Annotated in this window: 13 protein-coding genes; 7 read left to right on the top strand and 6 right to left on the bottom strand. The window is 70.5% G+C overall.

The genetic code is table 11. The features are described from left to right. Window positions 1-29: 29 nt before the first annotated feature. On the top strand, window positions 30-890 hold the full coding sequence (locus ACIPXM_RS06910; RefSeq protein ID WP_401652796.1) for an NAD(P)H-binding protein: 861 nt from the start codon (window positions 30-32) through the stop codon (window positions 888-890). 92 nt (window positions 891-982) lie between these two features. On the opposite strand, the gene ACIPXM_RS06905 is transcribed toward ACIPXM_RS06910, so the two are convergent. From ACIPXM_RS06905 to ACIPXM_RS06890, 4 genes are all read right to left on the bottom strand, one after another. Next, window positions 983-2215, bottom strand: coding sequence for a TIGR02679 family protein (locus ACIPXM_RS06905; RefSeq protein WP_401652794.1), 1233 nt, complete (start codon window positions 2213-2215; stop codon window positions 983-985). Then, complete coding sequence (locus ACIPXM_RS06900; protein ID WP_401652792.1) at window positions 2212-6261, bottom strand: TIGR02680 family protein; 4050 nt, start codon at window positions 6259-6261, stop codon at window positions 2212-2214. The genes ACIPXM_RS06905 and ACIPXM_RS06900 overlap by 4 nt, the downstream gene beginning before the upstream one ends. 83 nt (window positions 6262-6344) lie before the next feature. Further along, window positions 6345-7592, bottom strand: coding sequence for a TIGR02678 family protein (locus tag ACIPXM_RS06895; protein ID WP_401652790.1), 1248 nt, complete (start codon window positions 7590-7592; stop codon window positions 6345-6347). After that, window positions 7589-9151 carry a TIGR02677 family protein gene (locus ACIPXM_RS06890; protein WP_401652788.1) on the bottom strand — a complete coding sequence of 521 codons (1563 nt, stop codon included), beginning with the start codon at window positions 9149-9151 and terminating at the stop codon, window positions 7589-7591. Before ACIPXM_RS06890 ends, ACIPXM_RS06895 begins: the two co-directional genes overlap by 4 nt. A gap of 262 nt (window positions 9152-9413) precedes the next feature. Here ACIPXM_RS06890 and pglW point away from each other — a divergent pair, with 262 nt between their 5' ends. Then, window positions 9414-14060, top strand: a complete 4647-nt coding sequence (gene pglW / locus ACIPXM_RS06885) for a BREX system serine/threonine kinase PglW (RefSeq protein WP_401652787.1) — start codon at window positions 9414-9416, stop codon at window positions 14058-14060. Next, entirely contained in the window at window positions 14057-17662 is a 3606-nt protein-coding gene (pglX, locus tag ACIPXM_RS06880; protein ID WP_401652785.1) for a BREX-2 system adenine-specific DNA-methyltransferase PglX, read from the top strand. The genes pglW and pglX overlap by 4 nt, the downstream gene beginning before the upstream one ends. 69 nt (window positions 17663-17731) lie before the next feature. On the opposite strand, the gene ACIPXM_RS06875 is transcribed toward pglX, so the two are convergent. Together ACIPXM_RS06875 and ACIPXM_RS06870 are read right to left on the bottom strand one after the other, a co-directional pair. Further along, window positions 17732-17941, bottom strand: coding sequence for a DUF397 domain-containing protein (locus ACIPXM_RS06875; protein WP_401652783.1), 210 nt, complete (start codon window positions 17939-17941; stop codon window positions 17732-17734). Further along, on the bottom strand, window positions 17923-18765 hold the full coding sequence (locus tag ACIPXM_RS06870) for a helix-turn-helix domain-containing protein (protein WP_401652781.1): 843 nt from the start codon (window positions 18763-18765) through the stop codon (window positions 17923-17925). Before ACIPXM_RS06870 ends, ACIPXM_RS06875 begins: the two co-directional genes overlap by 19 nt. Window positions 18766-18973: 208 nt before the next feature. Here ACIPXM_RS06870 and ACIPXM_RS06865 point away from each other — a divergent pair, with 208 nt between their 5' ends. The 4 genes from ACIPXM_RS06865 (at window position 18974) to pglZ (ending at window position 26437) form a co-directional block, all read left to right on the top strand. After that, a complete protein-coding gene (locus ACIPXM_RS06865) occupies window positions 18974-19204 on the top strand; it encodes a hypothetical protein (RefSeq protein WP_376595282.1) in 231 nt (76 codons plus the stop codon). After that, the gene (locus ACIPXM_RS06860) at window positions 19201-19443 is read left to right on the top strand and encodes a hypothetical protein (protein ID WP_401652780.1); all 243 of its coding nucleotides are present in this window, start codon (window positions 19201-19203) and stop codon (window positions 19441-19443) included. Before ACIPXM_RS06865 ends, ACIPXM_RS06860 begins: the two co-directional genes overlap by 4 nt. Before the next feature lie 206 nt (window positions 19444-19649). After that, entirely contained in the window at window positions 19650-23546 is a 3897-nt protein-coding gene (locus ACIPXM_RS06855; protein ID WP_401652778.1) for a phage resistance protein, read from the top strand. Further along, a complete protein-coding gene (gene pglZ, locus ACIPXM_RS06850) occupies window positions 23543-26437 on the top strand; it encodes a BREX-2 system phosphatase PglZ (RefSeq protein WP_401652776.1) in 2895 nt (964 codons plus the stop codon). Before ACIPXM_RS06855 ends, pglZ begins: the two co-directional genes overlap by 4 nt. Window positions 26438-26439: the final 2 nt, after the last annotated feature.

Genomic DNA, 26439 nt, shown 5'->3' with positions numbered 1-26439 from the left:
CCTCGCGGCCGGGACCGTTGACTACTGCCATGACCGATCAGATGCCCGCTGCCACGAGCAACGACACCGTCCTCGTCCTCGGCGCCACCGGCAAGACCGGCCGACGCGTCGCCGCCCGCCTGCGCCTGCGCGGCACCCCGGTGCGCGCCGCCTCCCGCTCCGGCCGGACCCGGTTCGACTGGTCCGACCCCGGCGGCTGGGACGCGGCCCTGCGGGGCGTCGCCGCCGTGTACGTGGTGCCGCCGCCGGTGCCCGGCCCGATGCACGAGTTCGTCGTACGGGCCGGGGCCGCCGGTGTCCGGCACCTGGTGCTGCTGTCCGGGCGCGGCGCCGACTCCTGGGGCGATTCGACGTTCGGCCTGGAGATGCGCTCGGCCGAGGAGGCCGTGCGCGGCTCGGCGCTTGGCTGGACCATCCTGCGGTCGTCGAACTTCGACCAGAACTTCGACGAGGACCTCTTCCACGCCCCGCTGGTCGCGGGCGAGCTGGCCCTTCCGGCCGGTGCGGTCCCCGAACCGTTCATCGACGTCGAGGACGTGGCCGACGTGGCGGACACGGTCCTCGCCGACCCCGCACCCCACACGGGCCTGATCCACGAACTGACCGGCCCCCGCGCCCTGACCTTCGCCGAGGCCGTCGACCTGATCGCCCGCGCATCCGGGCGCCCCCTCACCTACCGGCAGATCTCACCGGCCGACTACGTCGGCACCCTGACCGCGACGGGCTGGCCCGAGCCCGCCGCCCGCCACGTCGCCGAGATGTTCACCCTCCTGGACAGCGGCCTGCTCGCCGAGCCCACGCCCACCGTCGCCACCCTCCTCGGCCGCCCACCCCGCACCTTCGAGGAGTACGCACTCCGAACCGCGGCGAACGGAACCTGGCACCGCTGAACCCGCCCGCAGCCCGCCGTCGACCGTCGGCATGAGGCTGAAGCGGCTACTTCGCCGGCTCCAGAATCGCCACGCATTCCACATGGCGCGTCCTACCCGAGGTCCGCCAGCAACGAGTCCAGAACAGCCTCCTCCTCTATCCGCACGCCGTGTTCAGCGAGCGCAGCCGTCAGATCCGGATCCCAGGGCGACAGGGCCGCCGTCCCGGTCAAAGGCGAGGGAGCAGGGCTTCCAGCGGCTACCGCCGCACGGTATTCGTCGGCCGTGTAGCGCCACGGCTGCCACGGCACGTGCCGGTGCAGCGTTGTGGCGATGCGCAGGCCGCCCCAGTCGAAGTCGCCGTGGTAGCGGAGGGCGACACCGCGCTCGTGGAGGTGTGCCAGGAGGGTCAGGGCGGCAGCCGAGGGCTGGCCCTGGAGGCAGACCAGCGGGAGGGCGTCCGGGCCGTAGGTGTCGGCCGCGGCCGACAGAACGGCGGGATTCTCACAGACGTGGACCACCGACGGCGCGGTCCGGGGCGGACGGAGGGCGAGCTGGCGAAGGGTGAGCACGCACGGTTCCCCCACATCGGCCATCCAGTCCAGAGCGGGGGTCCCACGGAGATTGAGGGTGAGGACCGTGGAGGAGACGTCGTCACGGAGCAGGCCGGCGGAGGCCCAGGCGGCCCGCCGCCAGGCAGCGCCCGCCCCGTCCGGATGTCCGGTGAGGGCACGGATGCCGGAGAGGCAGAGCGTCGCCTGGGGTGTCCCGTCGTCCAGTGCGTGAGCGCTGCCCAGGATGTCCGCGGCGAACACGGACAGGGAGCGCGGCGGCTCGGCCGGCAGCTCCCGCAGGACGCGAGCCACCTGTTCGAGCAGCGGTCGGGCGGCCTCGAGCGTACGGGCGAGACGCCGCACAAGGCCGTCCTCGCGTACCCGGCCGGCCCATTCCGCGAGGGTCGGAACCTCACCGGCGAGCGCGGTGAGCGGAGCATAGGCCTCGTCCCAGACCTGGTCCTCGGTCCGGCGGGCCTCTTCGAGAGGGACGACGGGCCCGATGAGTGTCGTCACGGCCGCCCTCAGGCCCTCAGGGCTGATTCCCGATCTGACCAGTACGGCGTCCACGGCGTCGAGCCGGACCGTCAGTGCCCTGCCGCCACCCGGAGACCGGCCCAGCAGCCGCTCGGCCGCGGCCCGTTGGGCCGGGGTCGGCGCGGCCAGGGAAACGGGTCCAGTGAGGGACTGTCCGCGCTCAAGGCGGCGTCGTACGCGCTCCAGCAGCCAGGCCAGATCGGGCCCGCCGAGGAGGCGGCGCAATCGGGCTTCGTCGATCGGAGTCCCGTTCACGTCCACAGGGGCTCCGGGTCCGGCATGCGCACCGGGTCCTCGTGACGGGTACGAGCCGTGCCGTCCCATTCCCAGCGGGTGACCAGAACGGCGGCCACCTCGTCGACGCGGGACAACTGAGCGATGGCGATGCCCGGTACCTGCGGATAGCAGGCCCATTCCCGTTCGCTGGTCATGACCACGTCCAGGTCGAAGGCGTGCAGGAGGCCGAGGCACTTGGCGCGCGAGTCGTCGTCGACGCCTGCGAAGGCCTCGTCCAGGGTGACGAGTCGTGGCGCGTACGGGCTGGCCGCGCTCGCGTAGTGCGAGGAGGCCGCGGCGAACAGGGGTACGGAGACCGCCAGGACGCGTTCGCCGCCGGAAGCGGGACCGGTGGCGGGTACCCAGCGACCGTGCTGCTGCCGCTCGACGGCGAACTCGTGCCAGGAGCGGTAGTCGAGGGCCGCCGTGAGGTGTTCCAGCCAGCTGCCGGCCGCGTCCTCGGTCTGCTGACGGGCGATCTGCGTCTGCAGGAACTCCCCCACCGCGGCCCGGTCCTCGGGAGCCCAGGCGTCGGCGGTCTGGAGCAGTCGTCCACGGGCCTGGGCGAGGCCGACAGGCGCCTTGCGGGAGGCCCGCCACACCAGGCGCAGGGTCATGCCGGTGGAGGTGGGACGGTCCTCCAGTTCGGCGTTCATGGCGAGGACTTGCCGCTCGGCGGTGGTGATCAGTTCCTGAAGGGTGCCCGCGACCTCGGTGATGAGGTGGGTTTCGAGGATCTGGCGTTCGTTCGCGGAGAGGATGCGGGTGAGTTCGCCGACCTCGACCGCCAGTGCATCGGCGAGTTCGGGTACGGCGCGCTCGCGGCCCTGGTAGACGATGTCGACGATCATCCCGTCCTCGACCATCCGGACCGAGGCGGTATGGCCGTGCCGGGACAGCGCGTCCTGCAGGGTTTTGAGCTCTTCGCTCAGACGCCGCTGTACGCGCTCCCAAGCACCGTCCGAGTCATCCGTCGTCGACAGCTCCGCTTCGAGGGAACGGGCGAGGGCGATGGCCGGAGTGGCCGCCCACGGGCCGTCTGCGGTTCCCGGCACGGCGAGTTCGGGAAGCGCGACCGTGATCAGCCCGGTGGCGGTGAAGCGCTGGAGGGCGGCGACGGCCTCGGAGCGCGCGGAGGCAGCCTCGGTGATGGCCTTCTCCAGCTGTTCGATCCGGCCTTCGGTCCGATTGGCCTGCCGGTCCGCCTCCGTGCGGCGGTCCTGGGCCAACCGCTGGTCGACGGCGCAGCCGCGCAATGCCTCCGCGGTCTCCGCCAGCCGCCGTTCCAGCTCGGCCACGGCCGCACCCACGGTCGAGCGCAGCGTGGTGAGTCGCTCGTCCGCGGCTGCCGCCTCGCGCGCGGCATCCTCTGCACGCAGGACGAGTTCGGCGGTGCGCTCGCCTGCCCGGCCGGCTTCCTCATGCTCCTCCTGCGTCTGCCGTGCCGCTTCGGTTCGCTCGCGCAGGGCGGGCCAGAGCGCGGCCACGACGGCCGCGAGATCGACGAGGGCCTGCCGTACGACAGCCAGCGCCGCCCGGTCCGGGGGCAGCCCGAGGTCAGCGGCGGCCTCCTGGAGCTCGGCGCTCGCCAGCTCCGATTGCTCGGCTGCGGCCTGCGCTTCGGCGGCCCGTGCTTCACGACGGGACCTGGCCCGGCGCGCGGTGTCGGCGGCAGCCGCCGCGCGGGCGTGCGCCCGGGTCAGCGGCCCGTCGTCGGGCACCGCGGCCAGTTCGACGTCGAGCATACGGCGACGGGTATCCAGAGCCTGCGCGTGCACGCCCTCGGATGCCACCTCCCCCTGGAGAAGGGAGAGTTCGGCGCGCAGGGTGGTGATACGGGTGCGCCGCGCGGCTTCCCGGGCGCCCTCGCCGATGTACTCGGCCGCAGGCTTGGCCCACCGGCCGATGAGGACGCCTACGCGGTAGCGTCCGTCCGGAGCGGCCCACGTGTCGCCCGCCGACCCGGTCTCGGTGTCCCCGCCGACCGCGCCCAGGCCGATCGCCGAGAGCAGCCGGCCCACCGTCTCCTCGCCCACGTCGGACGCCTGGGCATCACCGCGGTCAACGGCCGGGCGCAACACGTCGGCGAGCGACGGCCCGTCGACCGGAGCCGTACCCGCGTCGAGGAGTACGTCATGGCCGTCCGCCGCCGCCAGAGCCGCGCCGTCGGGGCGCACCCACGCGTCCAGCAGCCCCGCCGCCTCCAGGGCCGCCTCCAGACCGGCGCGCTCCCGGTCCGTGACGTCGTCGCGGAAGTCGATCAGCCGCCACAGTGGGGCGCCGGGTGCCTGATCCCGCAGACCGGGGTCCCGGGTGTACGGGGCCAGCGGTCCACGGCGGCCGCCCGCCTCCAGCTCGGCGAGCTCCTGTTCCGCGTCTTGGGAACGGGCCGCCAGTACTGCTCTGCGCTGCGCTGATTGCGCCGTCTGGTCGGCGAGTAGCGTTGCCGTGGCGCTGTGTGCGTCCGATCCGTGCCGGCGTGCCGGGTAGGGCCCGTCCTGGTGCCGGGTCCACTCCTGGAGCTCGTCCAGCAGTCCGACCGGATCGGCGTAAACGAGCTCTTCGCACCGGCCCGCGTGCTCACGCACGGCATCCACCAAGGCCCGGCCCTCGGCCGCCACGGTCTCGTCGGCCGCGTCTTGTTCCTCGGCGGCGTGGGCCAGGTCGGATTCCGTCTCGTCGAGCCGCAGTGCGGCGGCCCGGCGCTCGGCCACCGCGTCCTCCGCCCGGTCCGCGAGCTCCTCGACGTGCGCGAGGGCGCGGTGCCGTCGGTCGGTCGCCTCGGTCACGGCGGCGCGCAGTTCGGCCACCGTCAGCCCCTCGTCCCCGGGCAGGTCCAGCCGTGCTGTCTCTGCAGTCTCGCGCGCGAGGCGCAGTGTGTCCTTGACCAGGTTCCCGGCGGTCTGAAGCCGGTTCTCCGCCGCCGCGAGGCGACCGAGTGCCCGGGTGTGCAGCAGCGCGGCCTCCTCCTGGTCGGCGCGGGCACGTGCGCTGTCCTGCCCGCACCGCTCCAACGCCTTCGCGGCCCGCTCCAATTCACGTGCGCTGCGCATCTCCGGACCCTCGCGCAGGGCCGCGTCGACGGCCTCCAGCCGGGTCTGCGTCTCGGTGAGCGCGGCGATCCGCTCGTCGGCCGCCGCCCGCTCCTCCTCCGCCGCGGACTTCTCCGCCTGTGCCTCGGCAAGGTCGCGCAGCAGTTGCTCGTACTTCGAGTGCTCGCTGCGCGGAAGGCGTGCGCGGCGGCGGGAGGCGATGCGTGCGTAGCGCCGGTAGTGGTCGAGGAACGCGGAAGCCGCGCGCTCGGCCGCGCCGGCGGCCCGTAGTTCCTCCTTCTCCTCGTCCAGGGAGCGGAATGCCTCGGCCACATCCGCGATGACGGCCTGGTCCATGGGCGGGAGCGCTTCGGTGAGGGCGCGGGAGAGGGCGGCTTCGTTGGGGCGTTTGGACAGTTGGGGCTGGCGCAGCTGGATGAGCAGGTCCACGAGGGCGCCGTAGCGCTGTTCCCCCAGCCCGAAGAGCGCCTCGTCGACGGCTCGGCGATAGGTCTTGGCCTGGTCGTAGACCATCCCGTGGCCCGCGACCGCCTCGATGAGCCGGTCCCGGGACAACACCGTGCCGGTGGTGTCGAGGAGGCTGAGCGCCTCCTCCGGCCTCTTCCGCTCCGCTCCGGCCGGCGCGTGGTCGATCCGCTGGGTGGTCACCGCCCACCAGTGCCGGGCGATACCGCGCCCGCTGACGGCCTTGAGCCCGCAGGCGAGCGTACGGAACTGCTCCTCACCGCTCACTTCGTCGCGGCGGCCGAACTCCACCCAGGTGTAGCCGAGCCGTTCGGAGCGCGGGTGCTCTCCGCCGAGCAGCAGGTTCCACTCCATCCTCTTCCCGGCGTCTCCGTCGGGTTCCACCCGGCGCGCGCTCAGGTCCCCGTCGAGGAGGAAGGGCAGGGTCAGGGCGAGCACCTTGGACTTGCCGGTGCCGTTGTTTCCCCGCAGCAGCAGCCGCCCGTCGCGGAAGTGGAATTCCTCCACGTCGTAATGGAAGAGATCGACAAGACCGATCCGCAGGGGCTGCCAGCGGGCGCGCGCGGGGGCCGGGAGTACGGCACGGGGGGTCAACGCTGGTGGGCCTTTCGCTGTCCGGGCACCTGAGCGGTGCCGACTGTGCGGGGTTCGAGTACGACGGTCTCGCCGACCGCGTACCGGGCGAGCGCCGGGCGTGGCATCACCCCATCAGGGGTACGGGAGACCAGACCGAGAGCGGCGAGCCGGCTGACGGCCTGCTCCACGAGCTCTCCCTCGGCTCCCGGTTCACGGGCCGACTTGGCCCAGAAGCCTCCGTGCTCGCCGGCCAGTCCGACGACGCGACGCTCGAGGTCTGCCGTGGAGACGACCGCACCTTCGGCTCCCGTGAGGTACTCGGCGAGCAACAGGGTGACGTGACCGTGAGTGCCGGATTCCGGCATACGGACGTCGGTGAGGTCGTCGTCGGGGTCGACCATGGCGATGCCTTCGGCCCTGACCTCGGCCACCAGGCCCGTCATTTCGGTGATGCGAGCGGTGAGGAACCCGCGCTGGCGGGTGAGATAGCCCAGCTCGGCGTCGGTCAGTTCGTCGTAGTAGAGCACGGGGTCGTCCAGCAGTCGGCGGGTCAGCGAGCGGCGCATCGCGCGGAACCGGAGCTCGTCACTGTCGAGGGCCGTTTCGGCGGTGAGCCCGACGAGTCGCTCGTCCAACGTGGCGGCTCGGATGGTGGACGGGCCGCGGCGGGTCGCGAGCAGCCCGGCGAGCACCCTCCGTTCGACGTCGTACAGGACGTCTCCGGCGCCGCTGACGTACGCCTCTTCGTCGCCGGCGACGCGCCGTAGTACTCCGAGGCTGAGCAGAAGGCGTACGACGGCGGCGAGGTCGAGGCGCTCGTCGCGGCGGTCCAGGGTGAACTGGATGCCCGTCGCGGCCAGCTGCGGATCAGCGGCGTCGAGGACGACCTCATCGGCGAGGCGGCCGAGCGCGATCTGCGCCTCGCCGCGTTCGAGGGCGGCGAGGGCGAGGCAGAGCAGGACGTACCTGCGGCGGGTGAAGGGGGCGGCGCTGCGTGTGGCCTCGCGGGCGGGGTGGGTGGCGTCGGCGAGGTGGGCCGGGATCTTGCCCAGCCGGGCGGTCTCGGCGTCGACCTGGAGGGACCAGCCGGTGTTGCGGTCGAACCACTCGCGCAGGTCGGAGGCGTGTCGCCGGACGAGACGGAACTCGTCGGCGTACGCGCCACCGGCGAGCAGCAGAGGCTGCTTCAGCAGAGTCCGGGCGGCCTTGCGCAGTTCCGCGGCATGCTGCCCGTCCAGCACCTCGGCGTGCGGAGTGCTCACGGTCCGTCGTCTCCTTCCGCCAGATCGATGATCTCGATGGTGTGGTCAGGGCCGCGGAAGATGCCGCCCGGCGTGCGGACCTCGGCCGCGGAGCCGTCGGCCAAGGCAGTGAGCCGGATCTCCATGGACCCGTCGTTGCTGGTGGCCACCGTGTGCGTCATGCCGGGCCGCCAGGTGGCCAGGGCGTCCCCGAGCAGCTGGAGGAAGAGCCGGAAGCTGACGGGGTCGAGCTCGCCGAGCCCGGAAAGCCGGGTGATGCCGTCGGTGACCAGCCGGGCCCGCGCGGCCGCGATCTCCGCAGCCTGTTTGACGGCCACCTCGGCGAGCCTGCGGCGCGCTTCCTGCCGGTCCTCCACCTTGCGGGGCTTGCCGCGCCGCTCGTAGCTGCCGGTACGGCGCAGCTGCGGGCTGATGCGCAGCGGCTCGGCGTCGGCCCATGAGGTGGATGCGGGATCGGGCCGTGCGACGCGGGCGGCCAGCGTCTCGGCGTCCACCGTGAGATGCCGGGCCGGGTACAGCCCGAAGGCGGTGCGCCACAGCCGGTGCCGGGCGTCGTCGTCGGGGGCCTCGGCGAACCAGCGGGCGAGCGTACGGAAGTCGGCGGACCGGTCGGACCGACCGGCTCGGCGCTCGTTCAGCGACCGCACGACGGCCAGCAGCTGGGGTACGGCCCCGAGCGCCCGGCCGCGCAGCAGCCGGGCCTGCGACTCCCGGCCGTCCCGGCTGAGGAACCAGGCCGCCAGCCCGGTCCACCGGTCGGCCCACCGCTGGTACGCGGCCTGCTCGGCGTACCTGGCTTCCTGCGGCGTGGCGTCGGCGGCCTCGCGGGCGGCGGCAGCGCGCAGCAGGAGGTCGATCCTCCCGCCCTCCTCCAGCTCCAGGATCAGCCGGGCGATGCGGCCGCCGAGGGTGATGAGGTCCTGGATGAACCGCTCCAGGTACTGGATGAGCTGGTCCTTGTAGGCGAGGAAGACCTCCTCCCCCACGTCGTGGAGGTCGATGGTCCGCTGCAGGGAGCCCATGAAGGCCCGGGCGTTGTCGGCCAGCGCCCCGAACCGGCTGGCGAGCCCGTCCAGAGCGAGATGCGTCTTGGCCGGATCCGGCTCCTCCTCGGCTGCCAGTACGAGGAGGGCGCGGAGCTGGGTGACGATGTCGTGCAGTGCGACGGCCTGGAGCGCACCCCGTCGACCGAGCGCCTCGTCGTAGGCGGACAGGGCCTCCTCGGCCGCTTCGCCCTCCCGGGTGAGCTGGTAGATGAACCGCTTCCGGTAGAAGTCCTCGACGGCGGTGACCCGCCCGGTGTCCGGGTCGGCGCGCAGGTTCCCCCACTCGACCAGCTTGTCCAGCGCGCCGACGACGCCTTCCAGCTCACTGGGCCGCACGGCGGCGGGCAGCCCGGCGTACGCGTCCTCGGGGCGCAGGTGTACGGCGAACCGCTCCTTGGCGACGAGGAAGGCGCGCATGACCGAGCGGTAGAGCAGGACGTTCGGGGCGGTGAGATGCGCGAAGGGCCCGTACCCGTCCGGCGGGCCCTCCGCCAGGGGAGAAGTCATGTCCATCGCCTGCCATCCTTCCGGACCGTTCTCCGTGATCGGCAGAGACTTAAGTACTTGACCGATTCACACCGACCTTGATCGCGTCTGCTTCTCTCGCTCCTGCCCTGTACCCGCGGCATCCGCAAGCCCTTGTCGCGCTGCCCGCTTCGTCTCAGGCACCCTGGACATCAGGGCCCCCCGTTAGGATCTCCGGGGAGCTTTGTCCACCGCCGGACGGCCGAGCCGGTCAGCTCTTCAGCACACAGCGACCAAGCGGAGGCGGCACATGCGGGAAGGCCGGTGGACCACGGTCACCGAGTCCGAGTACGACCACGAGCACCGCGGCCTCGAGGCCATCCGCACGAAGCTGCCGGATGCCGACCCCTGGCGAGCCTGGTCGAACTTCACCTTCACCGCGAACACCGGGCACGTCCGCGAGATCGATCTCCTCGTGGTAGCCCCTGGCGGGGTCTGCATGATCGAGCTGAAGAACTGGCACGGCTCCGTGACCAGCGAGAACGGCACCTGGGTCCAGACCGCGCCCAACGGTCGTCGCGTCCTGCACGGCAACCCGCTGCACCTCGTCAACAGGAAGGCCAAGGAGCTCGCCGGGCTGCTCGGCCAGAACGGCAAGCGCGTCTGGGTCGCCGAAGCGGTCTGCTTCACGGACAACGGCCTGCGCATCCGACTGCCGGCCCATGACCAGAACGGCGTCTACACCGTTTCCGAACTGGTCGCGATGCTGCAGCAGCCCCCACGCGACGAGCGCCGACGCATCACCGCCGTCGACTCCCGCGAGATCAAGGCCGCCCTCGAGCGGGTCGGTGTCCGCCCCAGCGATGCCAAGTACAAGGTCGGCCCGTACGAGCTGAAGCGGAAGGCATTCGACTCCGGCGAGACGTGGGCCGATTACCTCGCCGAGCACACCGAGCTGCCCGAGGTCGCCCGCGTCCGCATCTACCTGCGCGAACGCGGTTCGGACACCTCGATCCGGCAGTCCGTGGAGAACGCCGCCCGGCGCGAGGCCGCGGTCCTGCGCCGCTTCCGCCACCCCGGAGTCGTCCAGCTCAAGCAGTACGACCCGTCCGGGCACTCCTCCGGCCCTGCCCTGATCTTCGACTACCACCCGCAGACCCTGCGTCTGGACGAGTACCTCCTCCAGTACGGGGAGAAGCTCGACATCCTCGGCCGCATGGCGCTCGTCCGCCAGCTCGCCGAGACGATGCGCTCCGCGCACTCCAGTCGCATCCACCACCGGGCGCTGGCCGCCCGCTCCGTCCACGTGCTGCCGCGAAACCGGGGCCGCGAGGGTCAGGCCGTCGGCGAGGACGCAGCCTGGCTCTCCCCGCACCTGCAGATCTCCGACTGGCAGATCGCCACCCAGCGCAGCGGCACGGGCGGCTCCGGAGAGGGGATGACCCGGTTCGCGCCGACCGCGCTGTCCGCGATGCACCTGGCGGAGGGCTCCGACCCGTACCTCGCGCCCGAGCTCACCGCCCTCAACGCCGATCCGGTCTACCTTGACGTCTACGGCCTCGGCGTCCTCACCTACCTCCTCGTGACGGGCAAGGCACCGGCCGCGAGCCAGGCGGAGCTGCTCACGCGCCTCGAAGCCGGTGAGGGACTGCGTCCCAGCTCGTTGGTCGACGGCCTTTCCGAGGACATCGACGACCTGGTCCAGGCGGCCACCGCCTACCGGCCCGGCCAGCGCCTCTCCAGCATCGACGAGTTCCTCGAGATGCTGGAACTCGTCGAGGACTCCCTCACGGCCCCCGCCGCGCCCCCGGTCCCGGAAGCCCCCGAGAAGGACCCGCTCGAAGCCGTCGCCGGCGATGTTCTGGGGGGCCGCTGGCAGGTCCGCCGCCGCCTGGGCACCGGCTCGACCAGCCGCGCCTACCTCGTGTACGACCAGGACCACGTGGCGCGCAAGACGCGCCCGCTCGCCGTCCTCAAGGTGGCGCTCTCCGACAGCCGGGGCGAGATCCTCGCCCACGAGGCCGAGGTCATGGGGCGCCTGCGCGCCGACTCCCGCGTCATCCGGCTCGTGGAGCCGGAACCGCTGAAGATCGCCGACCGCACCGTCCTCGTCCTGGAGTACGTGGGCGACGAGCGGGAGGAGACCGGCGAGGGCGAGGAATCCGGGACCCCCCGTACCCGCCGCCGCGAGGAGACGGTCGCCCGCCAGCTGCGCGAGAGCGGACGGCTCCAGATCGACCAGCTGGAGGCGTACGGCGACTACCTCTTCGGCGCCGTGGACTTCCTGGAGGGCGAGAGCGTCTGGCACCGCGACATCAAGCCGGACAACATCGCCATCCGCATCCGCCCGAACCGCACCCGCGAGCTCGTCCTCATCGACTTCTCCCTGGCCGGATACCCGGCGAAGGACTACGAGGCCGGGACCGAGGGCTACCTCGACCCGTTCATCGGGACGCTGACCCGGACCGCCTACGACTCACACGCCGAGCGGTACGCGGTCGCGGTCACCCTGCACCAGATGGCCTCGGGCGAGCTGCCCAGATGGGGCGACGGCTCGGTACTGCCCCGGATGACCGACCCGAAGAAGCACCCACACCCGATCATCGCGAAGGACGCCTTCGAGCCCGGGGTGCGCGACGGCCTGGTCGCCTTCTTCGAGAAGGCCCTCCACCGGGACGCCGCCCAGCGATTCCCCGAGCTGAAGCCGATGCGGGACGCCTGGAAGAAGATCTTCCTGGACGCCACCCAGACCATCCCCTCCAGCCACCGCTCCCGCCACCCGGAGCCCTCCGAGACTCCGTCCCTCGACACCGACCAGGCCACCATCGCGGACGCCGAGCCGCTCACCGCGGAGCAGCAGCGCGAGCAGCTGGCGGCGGAGGTCACCCGCGACACCCACCTGTCGGCCGCCGGCCTCACCCCTGCCGCCGAGGCGTTCCTGTACGGGCTGGGCGTCACGACGGTCGGGGAGCTCCTCGACTACAGCCGGCGCAAGCTCCTCAACGCACCCGGTCTGGGTGCGAAGACCCGCGGCGAGGTCCAGCGTCGCCAGCGCGAGTGGGGCGACCGGCTGCGCGAGACTCCGATCTCGCCCCTCACCCCGAGGGGCCGGGCCGAGGCCAAGGAGGAACTGGCCCAGCTGTCCGCCACCGAGTCGGCGCTGCTCGGCACCCTGGCCATGAGGGACGGCGCGAGCGGCCTCACCGGCTCCGCGCTGCGGACGGTCAGTCTGGACACGCTGGCCACGATCTTCGTCCCGGAGCTCAACAACAACCGTTCGAACCACAACAAGGTCGAGACGGTACGCCTGCTCCTGCGCCTGCCCGACGCACAGGGCGAGCTCCCCGACATCGGCGTCTGGCCCAAGCAGAAGGACGTCGCGGACGCGCTCGGCCTGTCGGCCGGCCGAATCCCGCAGCTCCTCAAGGAGGAGCGCAAGCGCTGGAAGAAGCACCCGGCGGTGCAGGCCCTGCGCGGCGAGATCATCGATCTTCTCTCCGACCTGGGCCGGGTCGCCTCGGCCGCCGAGATCGCCGACGCCCTCGCCGTGCGGCGCGGTACGCAGCTGTCCGAGCGCGAGCAGCGGCGCGCGCTGGCACTGGCCGCCGTACGGGCCGTGGTGGAGGTGGAGCAACTGGATCCTGAGGAAGCCGAGTTCCAGCACCAGCCCAACCGCAAGGCCACCGAGGAGGCGCTGGGCGCGGGTCTGCTCGCCCTCGACGTCCGCAAGGTCGACGCCCCGGACACCCCGACGGCGCCGGGCCTGCTCGACTACGCGACCCGCCTGGGGAAGACGGCCGACCGCCTGGCCAAGCTCGAAACCCTGCCGACGGCGACCACGGTACTGACCGAGCTCGGCTCCCTCACCCCGCCGCCGGGTTCGGTGGAGTGGGACGAACGCCGCCTGGTGGAGCTGGCAGCCGCCGCTTCCCTCAACGCGGCGGCGACCCCTCGCCTGGAGATCTACCGGCGCGACCTGCCGCTGGTACGCGCCCTGCGGCTGACCCAGGCCGGTCTGGTCCGGCTCATTCCCGGTGTACCGGAGTCCCGCCAGCCGGGCGTGACGGGCGAGGACATCCACGAGCGCGTCCGCGCCCGCTTCCCCGAGCTGGTCCTTCCCGACGCCCGCGGCGGCTACTCCCACGACCTCCCGACGGCCGGCCCCCTGACGAAGGCCCTGCGGGACGCGGGCTTCGACCTCACTCTGTCCACCCGCGAGGACACCAAGACCCTGCGCTACCTCCCGACGCGGATGGACAGCGCGTCCAGCTACCTGACCACGGGTGCGTGGCGGCAGGCCACGGACGTGGGTGCGGTGACGCGGTACGCGGACGACCCCGCGCTGGCGGGTGCGGTCCGCGCGCAGGAACGCCTTGTCGCCTCGGCCCGCCGCGACGGCTACCGAGTCCTGACCGTGCACCACCACCGCCCGGAGGAAGCGGTACGGGCGCTGGGCGCGGCACCCATCGGCGCCCAGGCCGTATCGGTGACGGCACTCTTCCTGGAGGCGATGCACGCGCTGGCCCCGGAGGGGTCGAAGCCGACGTGGGAGACCCTGCTGAAGGCGGACGTGGCGGAGGCGGGCTCGCGGGGCGCGGTGAAGTTCGCGGAGTACGCGCGGACGGCGTGGGGTGCGGTGGAGCCGCAGGTCCGCAGCCTCCTTGACCCCTCCGCCGGCTCCGGCCCGGTCCTCCTGACGGAGGCAGCGGTCTTCGCCCGCTACGACGCGATGGGTGTGCTGGACCGCCTGGCGGAAGCGGCCCGCCAGGGCGGCCGGGGCCTGTGGCTACTGGTACCGCAGGGCGACCCGTCCAGGGAGCCGAAGCTGAGCCAGGTAGCGGTGGCGTACCAGGCGGGCCTGGGCGAATGGATCGAACTTCCGGACTCGTGGGTCAAGGACGCGAGGACGAGCAGCAGGACAGCAGTGACGGACGGAACCGAAGGAGACACCAAGTGATCGACCGCAAGGCCCTGTTGAACGACCTGAAGCAGCAGGTCAAAGCGGTCGAGACGGACCTCGGCAAGCAGGTCAAGGCCGTGGCCGAAGTGGGCACCCGCCTGCGCACCGAGTACGACCAGGCCCGCAAGCTCGGTCGTACGGCGGCGACGTGGAACTCCTGGCTGGACGAGCGTGTCACCCAGGTCGCGGTGGCCTGGGTCCTGGGCACGGTCTTCGTCCGCTTCTGCGAGGACAACGAACTGATCCCGGAGCCGTACCTGACGGCACCGGACGCGGACCGCCGCGACCTGGCCCTGGCCCGGTACGAGGAGTACGTGGCGAAGGACTCGGACCCGACGTTCCGCGGCTGGCTGGAGCGCGCGTTCGAGGAGCTGGGGGCTGGCCAGGCGGGCCGGTTGTTGTTCGACCGCAAGCACAACCCGCTGTTCCAGATCCCGCTGTCGCACGATGGGGCGCGGGAACTGATCGCGTTCTGGCGCGAGCGAGATGAAGCGGGTGTGCTGGTCCACGACTTCACGGACAAGCTGAACGAGGACGGCACGGAGGGCTGGGACACCCGGTTCTTGGGCGACCTGTACCAGGACCTGAGTGAGGCTGCGCGTAAGACGTACGCGCTGCTCCAGACCCCGGAGTTCGTGGAGGAGTTCATCCTCGACCGGACGATGGACCCGGCGGTGCGGGAGTTCGGCTATGAGGGCCTGAAGATGATCGACCCGACGTGTGGGTCGGGGCACTTTGTGTTGGGCGCGTTCCGGCGGTTGGTTCGGCTGTGGGGTGAGGGGCAGCCTGGTAAGGACGTGCACGAGCGGGTGCGGGCGGCGCTGGATTCGGTGCATGGGGTGGACCTGAACCCGTTCGCGGTGGCTGTGGCTCGATTTCGGCTCCTAGTCTCCGCAATGGCGGCGAGTGGCGTTCGGACAATTCCGGAAGCCGCGAAATATGAATGGCCGGTACACCTGGCAGTCGGTGACTCTCTGATCAAGCACCGACATCAGCAGGGCAACCTATTCGAGGAAGTCGAATCCGAAGGTACGGACGAGCTCGCCGAGTTCAAGTACGTCACCGAGGACGTACACGAGCACCCTGAAATCCTTCACCAGGGGCGTTACCACGTGGTCGTGGGAAACCCGCCATACATCACGGTGAAAGACAAGAAGCTTAACGACCTGTACCGAGACCTGTATGACGCTTGCACAGGAACATATGCCCTATCAGTGCCATTTGCGCAAAGATTCTTCGAGCTGGCCAAGGCAGGAGACCCGGAGAGCGGGATCGGCTACGGAATGGTGGGCCAGATCACAGCAAATTCCTTCATGAAACGAGAATTTGGAAAGCGACTCATCGAGACATACTTCGGCCACGAGGTAGAGCTATCCGAGGTCATCGATACGTCGGCTGCATACATTCCCGGGCATGGCACGCCGACGATCATCCTTGTGGGTAAGCGGCGTGGCGGCACTGGCCGCTCAGAAACCATTCGCACCGTCCGAAGCGTCCGAGGCGAGCCTGCAGAACCGGATCACGGTGAGGATGGGCTGGTCTGGAATGCAATCGTTGAGCAGGTCGACTCTCCAGGCTCAGTCAGCGAATGGGTTTCTGTGGATAACTTGGATCGCGTCCGGTATTTCGCCAACCAGCCCTGGATTCTGGCCGACGGCGGCCTTGAGCTCAACGAGCAAATTGCAGCATCCAGTGTCCATTCACTGGCCAGCGTGACCGACGTCATCGGCCGAACGACACACACTGGCTTGGACCCGGCTTACTTCATGCCAGCGTCAGCAGCATCATCGAAAGGCATTTCCGTTCACTGTGTTCCAGCGGTTCTGGGCGATGGGGTCCGCGATTACTCGCTCGAGGCACCGGAATCCACCTATCTCCCTTACGACAGCCAAGGGGACCCCCGCGATCCCAGCCAAGGCGAGCTCGTCTTTCTCTGGCCCAACAGAACCGCCCTGCGCCAGAGAATTGATTTCGGCCACACGCCTGAACAGCGTGGACTACGCTGGTTTGACCACAGCATGTTTTTCCCGAAACGCTATCGCACTCGCCTCTCCATCCCCTTCGCATTCGTAGCCACGCACAATCATTTTGTGCTGGATCGAGGCGGAAAGGTGTTCAACCGTTCCGCTCCTGTAATCAAGCTGCGCGACGGGGCAAGCGAGGAGGAACATCTGCAGCTGTTGGGAATTCTCAACAGCTCCACTGCTGGATTCTGGCTCAAAATGGTCAGCCACGACAAGGGTAGCCAGTCAGGGACAGGCGGTTTCATGCATGACGAGTGGGAGAGATTCTACGAGTTCACCGGCACCAAGCTCCAAGAGTTCCCCCTACCCTCCACTTACCCCACCTCTCTTGCGACCACCCTCGACTCTCTAGCCCAGCAGCTCTCCGCCACCAGCCCCTCTGCACTTGCCACGCACAGCACACCTACTGCCTCCAACCTCCGGGAAGCCAGGACCCGCTGGGAGTCCATCCGTTCCCGCATGATCACTGTTCAGGAAGACTTGGATTGGCAGGTCTACTACCTGTACGGCCTGCACTCGGAGGACTTGCGCGCACCTGATTGTGCTGAACTAACGGAAGTTGCCCTCGGCGAGCGCGCTTTCGAGATCGTTCTTGCCCGTGAGGTTTCAGCTGGAACCAGCGAAACGGTCTGGTTCGACCGCCACAACTCCAGCCCGAACACCGAGATCCCTTCCACCTGGCCTGCCCCCTACCGTGAGGTCGTCCAAAGACGAATCGAGGCCATCGAGTCGAACCGCGCCATCGGCATGGTTGAGCGGCCGGAGTACAAGCGCCGCTGGGCCACCGACGGGTGGGACGCGCTCCAGACGAAGGCGCTCCGGTCTTGGCTCCTTGACCGAATCGAAGGCCACGACCATTGGTTCGACGAGAACGGAATGCCCGTCCTCGTCAGTCTCTCGCGGCTCACCGATGTGCTGTCCCGTGACGAAGAATTCGTCTCGGTCACCAAGATCTACGCGCCCCGCAAGGAACTGTCCGCTGTCGTCGCCGAGCTGCTGGCCGACGAGCACGTGCCCTTTCTCCCCGCCCTGCGCTACAAGCCCTCCGGGCTGACGAAGCGCGAGGACTGGGAGCATGTCTGGGCCCTCCAGCGGCAGGAGGACGCCGCCTCGGATGAGCCGGCCAAGCGAAAGATCCGAGAAACGATCCCAGTCCCACCTAAGTACGCGTCGGCGGACTTCCTGCGGCCCTCCTACTGGAAAGCACGCGGAAGGCTGGACGTGCCCAAGGAGCGGTTCATCTCGTATGGGCAGACCAACACCCCCACGCCCGACCTCTACGGCTGGGCCGGTTGGGACCACCGGGAGCAGGCGTACGCCCTCGACGCGTACATCGCCTCCCACGAGGCGCTGACCTCCGAGGAACTGACCCCGTTCCTTGCCGGGCTGCTGGAACTCCAGCCCTGGCTTGAGCAGTGGCACGACGAGTTCGACGTTAACTTCGGCGCCTCACCAGCCGCGTTCTTCCGGGGCGACCGGCAGATGGTGCAGGGCGAACACGGCCTGACCGACGACGACCTGCGCGCCTGGCGCCCGGCCGCCGCCCCCCGAGGACGAAGCACGACCAAGAAGTAGGGGCACCGAGAACGCCGACGGCCTCCGAGAACCAAGGGTTCTCGGAGGCCGTCGGCTTGTGGACGCCTATCAGCGGGACAGTTGGTGGCCCTTGACGGCGGTGACGAAGGCCGACCAGCCACCCGCCGGAAACACGAGCACCGGACCGTAGAGGTCCTTGCTGTCCCGCACGGGGACGATGGCAGTGAGGTCGTCGCAGACCTCGACGCACGCGCCGCCGTCCTGATTGCTGTAGCTGCTCTTGCGCCAGGTCGCGGCGGTCAGGTCGATGGATCGCACGGCACTTCCTCCAACATGCGCAGGACGAATTTCCGCGACTCGGCCGGAGAAAGCGCCAGGTCACGCGTCGCATCGTACGCACGTTGCATGCGCTCCACCGCGGCGTTCTCCTCGATGAGTTCGCCTCCATAGCCGTGCTCAGTGTATGCCACCGTACGCCCGTCCGGCAGGCGCAGAAACCAGACGTCGGTCGTCGACAAACCGTGCAACCCGGCGCTCTGCAGGAGCACCTGAACTGTCACGTTCGGCCGCTCAGCCACCTCAGCCAGGTACGAAAGCTGTTCCCTCCACGCCTTCGCATCCCGAAGGGCCGTACGCAACGCCGCCTCCGACAGGATCGTCCGGAATGGCGGCGCTCCCTCCCCCTCCAGCAGTTCCCGCCGCCCAAGTCGCGCTTCCACCTGCTGCGTCAGCCCGTCCCCCGTGAACCCACCCGCAGCCAGCAACTCCGCCGCGTACCCCCGCGTCTGCAACAACCCCGGCAACACACTCACCGCAAAGTGCCACAGGCTCACCGCCTCGGCCTCCAGCGTCATGTACCGCCGGTACCGCTCCTTGAACTGCGTCTTGTCCCCGCGCGCCAGCTCCCACAACACCAGCAGCATCCCCGACGTCCCGTAGTGCTGGTCCAGCGCCTGCACCACCTCCGGCCCGCCCAGGGTCTCGCCCTTCTCCATCTTCCCGAAGAGCGACCAGTCCCACCCCAGCCGATCCCCCAGCTGCCGCAGGCTCGCCCCGCTCCCCGCGCGCAGCTGTCGCAGCTCCTCCGTGAAGCGCTGCCGCGGCTCCTGGCTCCGACCCGTCACCACCCGACGTGGCGGCATCGCGGCTCCTCCCCTGATCTCCGTTGATCTCCGTGGATCTCCGTGGAAGGTGTGGAACTACCGCTGTGGGCCGAGGAACCCGACCCCGTCCACAGTCTCGCCAGCCTCCGGCGGGATCCATGCTCGTAGTGCCCGGGCTACGCACCGTAATCCACACCACACCCTCCGGTCCGGGAAATCAGCGCACCCCCAGCCGAAGGAGTTCGCCATGCCCACCTCCCGCCCCACCACCCCCAACCAGCGCAAGATCAAGGAAGCCCTGGACGCCCGCGACGCCCTCGCCGCCGCTCTCACCCGGGCCGGCATCCAGCTGCCCGCCATGGACGTCCGTACCCCCTGGGCCGACGAGTCCCGCTACGCCCTCGTCCACCTCGGGATCTGCTCGGCGCCCGTGGCGCACGCCCTCGCGGAAGTGATCACGAAGGGCGCCTCCCGGTGACGGCCGAACCCCACCCCTGCCGCCCCGCCATCGGTGAGACCGTCCGCGACACCCACCACAACCGCCTCGGCATCGTCACCGGCCGCCTCGGTCCGTATCTCCGGCTCCGCCCTCTCACCGGCGGCCGGGAATGGGACGCGGCCCCGGAAGACACCGAGCCCCTCAGCTCACCCGAAGCCCTCCGCGCCCGTCTCGCGGAGGTGAACGCCCGGAGCCGCAAGCCCCGCCCGAGCGGTTGAGCCGGCTGCCCGCCGGCGCGGCCCGTCGTTGTCAGTGCCGGGTGCCATCCTGATGCGTGGGAGCTTTCCCGGTCCCTGGGAGATTTCCGGCCATCAGCCCCGTAACCAGCGATGATGTCGGACAATGTCCCGAGGAACTTGTCCCGGTACCGGCACGGACAGCGACAGCGACGGCGACAGCCGTCAGAAGGTGAGCGAGACGCGCGATGGCTCAGCAGCCGCCCCTCCTCCGCGATGTGATCAACATCAAGGAGTCGATCTCCACGTCCGACTTCGTCCTTCAGCTCTCCGAGGCCACCACCCCCGAGGGTGCCGAGCTCGCGCTCAAGGACTACGTCGTCACGGAACGGCTGCTGGAGAACTTCGACGAGGCCCTCGGCCTCATCAAGGCATCTCTCGACGGGCACACCTCCAAGGCCGCGTACCTCCACGGTTCCTTCGGTTCCGGTAAGTCGCACTTCATGGCCGTGCTGCACGCCCTGCTCAGCGGCAGCCCGGCCGCCCACGGCCGCTCCGACTTCGACGCCGTCCTGACCAAGCACGAGTGGCTGACCACCGACGGCAAGAAGTTCCTGCTCGTGCCGTACCACATGCTCGGCGCGAAGGCCCTGGAGCAGCGGGTCCTCGGCACGTACGTGAGCCACGTCAAGAAGCTCCACCCCGAGGCGCCGACCCCCCGGGTCTACCGCACCGACTCCCTCTTCGCCGACATCCATGCCATGCGCGAGCGGATGGGCGACGAGGCCGTCTTCAAGGGGCTCGGCGCGGTCGGCGGGGAGGCGGACGAGGACGACGAGTGGGGCGAGTCCTTCGCCTGGACCCCGGCCCTCCTCGACACCGCGCTCGCCGCCGAGGAGGTCCACGAGGCCGGGTACGCACTCAACCTCGTCACCCCCTCCACCCCCGTGGAGCTGCGCGCCCGCCTGGTCCAGGACGCCAGCACCAACCTCCTGCCCGGCTTCACCCAGAACGCGCACGAGAACGAGCACGGCTTCATCTCGCTCGACGCCGGCCTGTCCGTCATCGCCGAGCACGCGAAGTCCCTCGGGTACGACGGCCTGATCCTCTTCCTCGACGAGCTGATCCTGTGGCTGGCCACCCTCATCCACGACCAGAAGTTCGTGGGCCGCGAGGCCGGCAAGATCACCAACTTCGTGGAGGGCGCCGACGCCCGCCGGGCCATCCCGATCGTGTCCTTCATCGCCCGCCAGCGCGACCTGCGCGAGCTGGTCGGCGAGGAGCTGTCCGGGGCAGCCGAGTCCTCCATCCAGGACACCCTCAACCAGGCGTCCGGCCGGTTCGACAAGATCACCCTGGAGGACCGCAACCTCCCCCAGGTCGCCCACGCCCGCCTCCTCCAGCCCAAGGACACCGAGGCCGCCGCGCTCATCACGGCCGAGTTCGAGAAGACCCGTAAGGTCCGCCAGGAGGTGTGGGACACCCTCCTCGGCTCCGACCGCGGGGCCGACGGCGTCGGCGCCGACGAGGAGAGCTTCCGGCTCACCTACCCCTTCTCGCCCGCCTTCATGGACACCCTCGTCCACGTCTCCTCCGCGCTTCAGCGCAACCGCACCGGCATGAAGCTGATGGGCCAGCTCCTCGCCGACCACCGCCACGAGCTGCGCCTGGGCGACCTCATCCCGGTCGGCGACCTGTATCCGCTGATCACGGCGGGCGGCGACAAGCCGTTCACCGACAGCCTCAAGGTCGTCTTCGAGGCGGCGGACAAGCTGTACCGGACCAAGCTGCGCCCGTTCCTCCTCGCCACGTACAACGTGTCGGAGGAGGACATCGAGCAGTACACCCACCGCCCCGACAGCATCACCGACGCGGCCCTGCGCGGCCGGGTGAAGACCTTCGTCGGTGACAACCGGATCATCGGCACCCTCCTGCTCTCCGCGCTCGCTCCGAGCGTGCCGGCCCTCGCCGACCTGACGATCCGCAGGCTGTCCGCGCTCAACTACGGCTCGGTCGTCGCCCCGATCCCCGGCCGCGAGTACGGCATCCTGAAGAACAAGGTCGCCGACTGGGCCGGCCGGTTCCCGGAGATCAAGGAGACCGGCACCGACACCAACCCGGGCGTCCGCCTGGAGCTCTCCGGCGTCGACGTCGACTCGGTCATCGCGAACGCCAACGTCAACAACAACCCGGGCAACCGCCTCGCCCTCGCCAAGCGACTGCTCGCCGAGGAACTCGACGTCAGCCACGGCCAGTTGGTCGAAGAGCTGCAGTTCGTCTGGCGCGGTACGAACCGCTCCGTCGAGGTCATCTTCGGGAACATGGCGGACGAGGACGAGCTGCCCGACCACGACCTGATGCCCCGCGAGGACGGCCTTTGGCGCATCGCCGTCGACCTCCCCTTCGACGACGGCGAGTACGGCCCCGTCGAGGACGCCAACCGCATCCGGCGCCTGCGCGAGAAGCAGCAGGGCGAGCGGTCGCGCACCGTCGCCTGGCTGCCCACCCACCTCTCCAGCCAGCGGTACGGGGACTTCTGCCGCCTCGTCGTCATCGACAAGGCCCTCGCCGACGACCAGCGCTTCGACAGCCAGTACGCCGGCCATCTGAACGCCGACAACCGCGCCCGCGCCAAGGGGCTCCTGGAGACCCAGCGCGAGTCCCTGCTCAAGACCGTGAAGGCGGCCTTCAAGCAGGCGTACGGACTCGCGGAGAAGAAGCCCACGGACGTGGAGCTGGGCTTCGGCGACCACCTGGAATCGCTGCGCGAGGTCGATGGGCTCACCCTCTCCTTCGGCCAGTCGCTGCGCGACGGCATCCGACACATCGCGGGCAAGCTGCTGGCGACGCAGTTCCCGGACCACCCGGACTTCGACCCCGACCAGACCGGCACGGTCGTCAAGGCCGCCGACGCCAAGAAGGTCTTCACGCACGTCCGTGCCGCGGCCGAGGCGCGCGACGGCCGCACCGAGGTTCCGGCCGGCGACCGGGCGCTGATGAAGCGGATCGCGGGGCCGCTGCGTCTCGGGCAGCAGAAGGAGGCGTACTTCGAGCTGTCCCCGTACTGGGCCGACCACTTCCGCCAGCTTGCCCGCGAGAACGGCGCCACGGGCGATCTCACCCTGATCACGCTCACCGACTGGACCGACAAGCCGGCACCGCGCGGGCTGCCGGACTTCCTCGGGCGGCTCGTCGTGGCGGCCTTCGCCGAGATGGACGACCGGGTCTGGGTGCGCGAAGGCATGCCGCTCGACCCTGCTCCCGAGCTGGCGCAGATCAAGGACCGCGACGCCCTGCGCAGCCAGCCGCTGCCCTCCACCGAGGACTGGGAGTCCGCCAGGCAGCGCTTCGCGGCAGTCTTCGGGCAGCCGGCGCCCACCCTGCTGCGCGGACGCATCGTCAACCAGTTCGCCCGGCAGATCACCGAGCAGGCCCGCGGATTCCAGGAGGCCGCTGCCGAGCTGGCCGAGCGGCTGGCCGAGCACGCCGGTTTCCTGCACCTCGACCAGACCGCCGAGACCGGGCGCCTCGCACTCGCCCGGCGGGCCGTGGAGCTGCTCAAGGCCCTGACCGGCACGGCCGGCCAGGGAGCGGCCGGAGCGAAGAAGACGGTGGAGGCCCTCGCCCGGTTCGACCTCGGCGCGATGACCGCCGAACAGTACGGGACCTCCATCAAGCAGGCCCGGAAGGTGGCCGAAACGCTCGCCGCAACCTCCTGGAGCACTCTGGAGCTGGCCACGGCCGAGGGCCCCGAGGGCGAGGCGCTCCTCGACTCCCTGCGCAATGTCGCCCGCAGCGACCAGCAACGGACGGACAAGCTGGAGGAAGCCCTCGCCCGCACCCAGCGCGAGGTGCTGGCGCTGCTCAAGCGGAACCGCGCGGTCTCCCCGCCGCCGGTTGCTCCGAGCCCCGGCCCTCAGGGCCCCGCCGATGTTCCGCTGGACACGAAGACCAGCGATCCGCGGATCCCCTACGAAGGGTCTCCGACCGAGCCGTCCACCCCTGCGCGGAAGCACCGCACCAGCGGGGTGCGTACGACGACGGCCTCGCACGCGGTGGCCGAGCTCCAGGCGGAGCTGGCCGAGCTGGCCGCCGCCGAGCCCGGCGTCACCGTGGAGATCACGTGGCGGGTGGTCGGCCGATGAGCGTCACCTCCCCCGCCGTCGCCGTACGCCTGAACCTCGCGACCGTCACCCAGTACCTGTCGTCCCAGAGCTCCCTCACCGCGTCCCTGAACGGCAACGGCCGGCGTCGTGCCGTGCTGTTGCGCTCGGCTCCGCAGTGGGAGGGCCCAGCTCAGCCTGCCTGGGGCGACGGGTTGACGGCTCGCATCGCAGCCGCGCCCTCACCACTGGCCGTGCACGAGCTGCTGCTGGGCCATCTCGACGGCACGGTGCCCGGACCGGCCGTACTCGTCGTTCTCACCGACCGCGAGCAGAACGAGCTGGATCCCGCCATCCTGGCGCGCGCGCACAAGAAGCGCGTCGACACCGTCGACAGCTGGGACGTGGTCCGCGACGCGTTCCGCGCCCAGCAGGTCGATCCGCGTCTCAAGGATGCCAACTGGGCCGCTGAGGCACTGTTGGACGCCACCCCGCCGAAGGGCGGCTGGCCGCCCGTCGCCGGCGGCATGCTCTCCCGGCGCACCGCCCTCACCTCCCTCGCCCTGCGCAGGTTGCGGCTGGGCCGGTACGACAGCGAGGCGGAGTCCTCGGGCCGGGCCCCGGCGGGCGACACCCTGGACCCGCAGACGTTGTTCGGCTGGTCCCTGACCTCCGGCGGACCCGAACTCCTGCTGGAGCTCCGCCGTCCGGAGCGGGAGGGGCTGTCCGCGTTCCTCGGCGAGGAGGACCAGGCGGGTCACGCCGGACGGGCGCTCCTCGCGCTGGTCGAGGCTGATCACGGCCCGGACGCGGTGGCCTTCGGGCTCGTCTGCGCCTCGCTGTGGGTGCACTGCGAGCCGGACGCCGCCGTCTACCGGGCTCGTGGGCGGGCCGAACGGTGGTTGGGCGAGCAGCCCCTCGCTCAGGGGGAGGAGCTCGACCTCGTCGTGTCGCGGTTCGGAATCGCCGCCGAGGAGTACGTCGCCGCGCTGCTGACCTCCGCGTCCCGCACCGGCGGCGACGCGGAGGCGGTGCGTGAGGCCCGTCGACTCAGTGACACCGTCCTGGACCGGGCCTCCGTTCTGGTCCGCCAGTTCGGCGCGGAGGACGCCGCCAAGGCCAGTGCGCTGCTGGCCGCGGGCCTCGAAGCGCGGTTCGCGGCAGTGGGTCGGGCTCTGTCTGCCGGGGAGCCCAAGGCCGTCGCGGACGCCGTACACATGCTGGGCGAGCACAGTCAGGCCGACGGGCCGGAGGCACGGGCCCGGGTGGAACGGGCCCGGATGGGTCGGCGGCTGGCCCAGTGGTTGGCCGGTGACCCGGCCGTCACCTCGGACACGGTGGCCGATGCCCTGCAACGGCACATCACCGAAACCGGGTGGGTGGACCGGGCGCTCGAGCACATCGAGGCGGGCGGCGACCCGGACCCCGTCCTGAAATCGGCGTACGACACGCTCGGCCGTCAGGTGCGCCGCAAGCGCCACGAGATCGACGGTGACTTCGCTCGTACCTTGGCCGGATGGACCGCTGCCGGTACCCGACCCGGCACGATGCTGACCGTGGAGACCTTCCTCGACCGCGTGGTGAAGCCGGTCGTACGGGGCGGGTCCGACCGCCGCGTGCTCCTGCTGGTCCTGGACGGGATGAGCGCCGCGATCGCCAGTGAGCTGGGCGAGGAACTGCGGGCCTCATGGGCCGAGTTCGATCCGCTGGACGAAGGTGCACCCCGTCGTCGCGCGATGGCCGCGGCTCTGCCCACGCTGACGGCCGTCTGCCGGACGTCCCTGTTCGCGGGCCGACTGCTGAAGGGCACACAGGCGGAGGAGAAGAAGCTGTTCCCGGCCCACGCCTTCTGGGGTGGGGAACCTGCCGCGGTCTTCCACAAGGACGATCTGCGCGCCGACGGCTCAGGGGACACGTTCGGTCCGGCACTCACGGAGGCCCTCGCTGACGGGCGCACGCACGTCGCGGTCGTACTGAACACCATCGACGACCGGCTCGCGAAGGAGCAGAAGCTCGGTGACGGGGCCTGGCACCTCGACGAGATAGGGCGGCTTCGTGATCTGCTGCGGGTTGCCGCGGCTCAGGGCATGGCGGTGATCCTCACCAGCGACCATGGCCATGTCGTGGACCGGCGCGGGATCAAGGTGGATGCCAGTGCCCCGGACTCCGCCCGCCACCGCTCCCCCGGCGGCCCCCTGGGAGACACGGAAGTGGCCCTGTCGGGACCCCGCGTGGTCTGGCCCGAGCCGGGCGGCTCGATCGTCGCCCTCTGGGACGCCGACTCCCGCTACACCTCGCTCAAGGCCGGCTACCACGGCGGCGCGGCGCTGCGTGAGTTCACCATCCCCGTACTCGCTTTCCTGCCGTTCGGCGCCACTCCGCCCGGCGGCTGGCGAGAGCTGGGTGATCAGCGTCCGGCATGGTGGTTGCTCGACGGGCACATCCCCCTCCAGAACGCTGTTCCGGTCTCGGCGTCGGCTGCTGCCCGTCCTGAGAAGCAGAACCGGCACAAGCCGACGAAGGCGCAGGCCGAACTGGCCCAGACGCACGATTCCCTCTTCGACGTCGCTCTGGTTCCGGCGGCCGAACACGAGGGCGCCCTGGTCACACCCGTGCTGGTCGCGCCGGACGATGCGCTGATCACGGCACTGCTCGCGTCCGAGGCGTTCCAGGACCAGGTCGGGCTACTGGCCCGCAAGCCGCCCCTGGACAAGCTGGAGAAGGCGATCCGGGCACTCCTTGAGGCCGGAGGCACTCTGCCCGTGACGGCCGTGGCACAGCGCGTCGACTACCCGGCCACCCGCGCGGACGGCTTCGCCGCGGTGCTGCGGCAGCTCCTCAACTACGACGGAGTGCAGGTCCTGCAGACCCTGCCGGACGGACGGACACTCCGTCTCGACAGGAGTCTGCTGCAGCTGCAGTTCGGGGTGTGAAG

The sequence above is a fragment of the Streptomyces sp. NPDC090025 genome (assembly GCF_044748125.1).
Taxonomy (GTDB): domain Bacteria; phylum Actinomycetota; class Actinomycetes; order Streptomycetales; family Streptomycetaceae; genus Streptomyces.
Note: the sequence above shows the minus strand (reverse complement) of the source record. Positions and strands in the feature narration are given on the sequence as shown.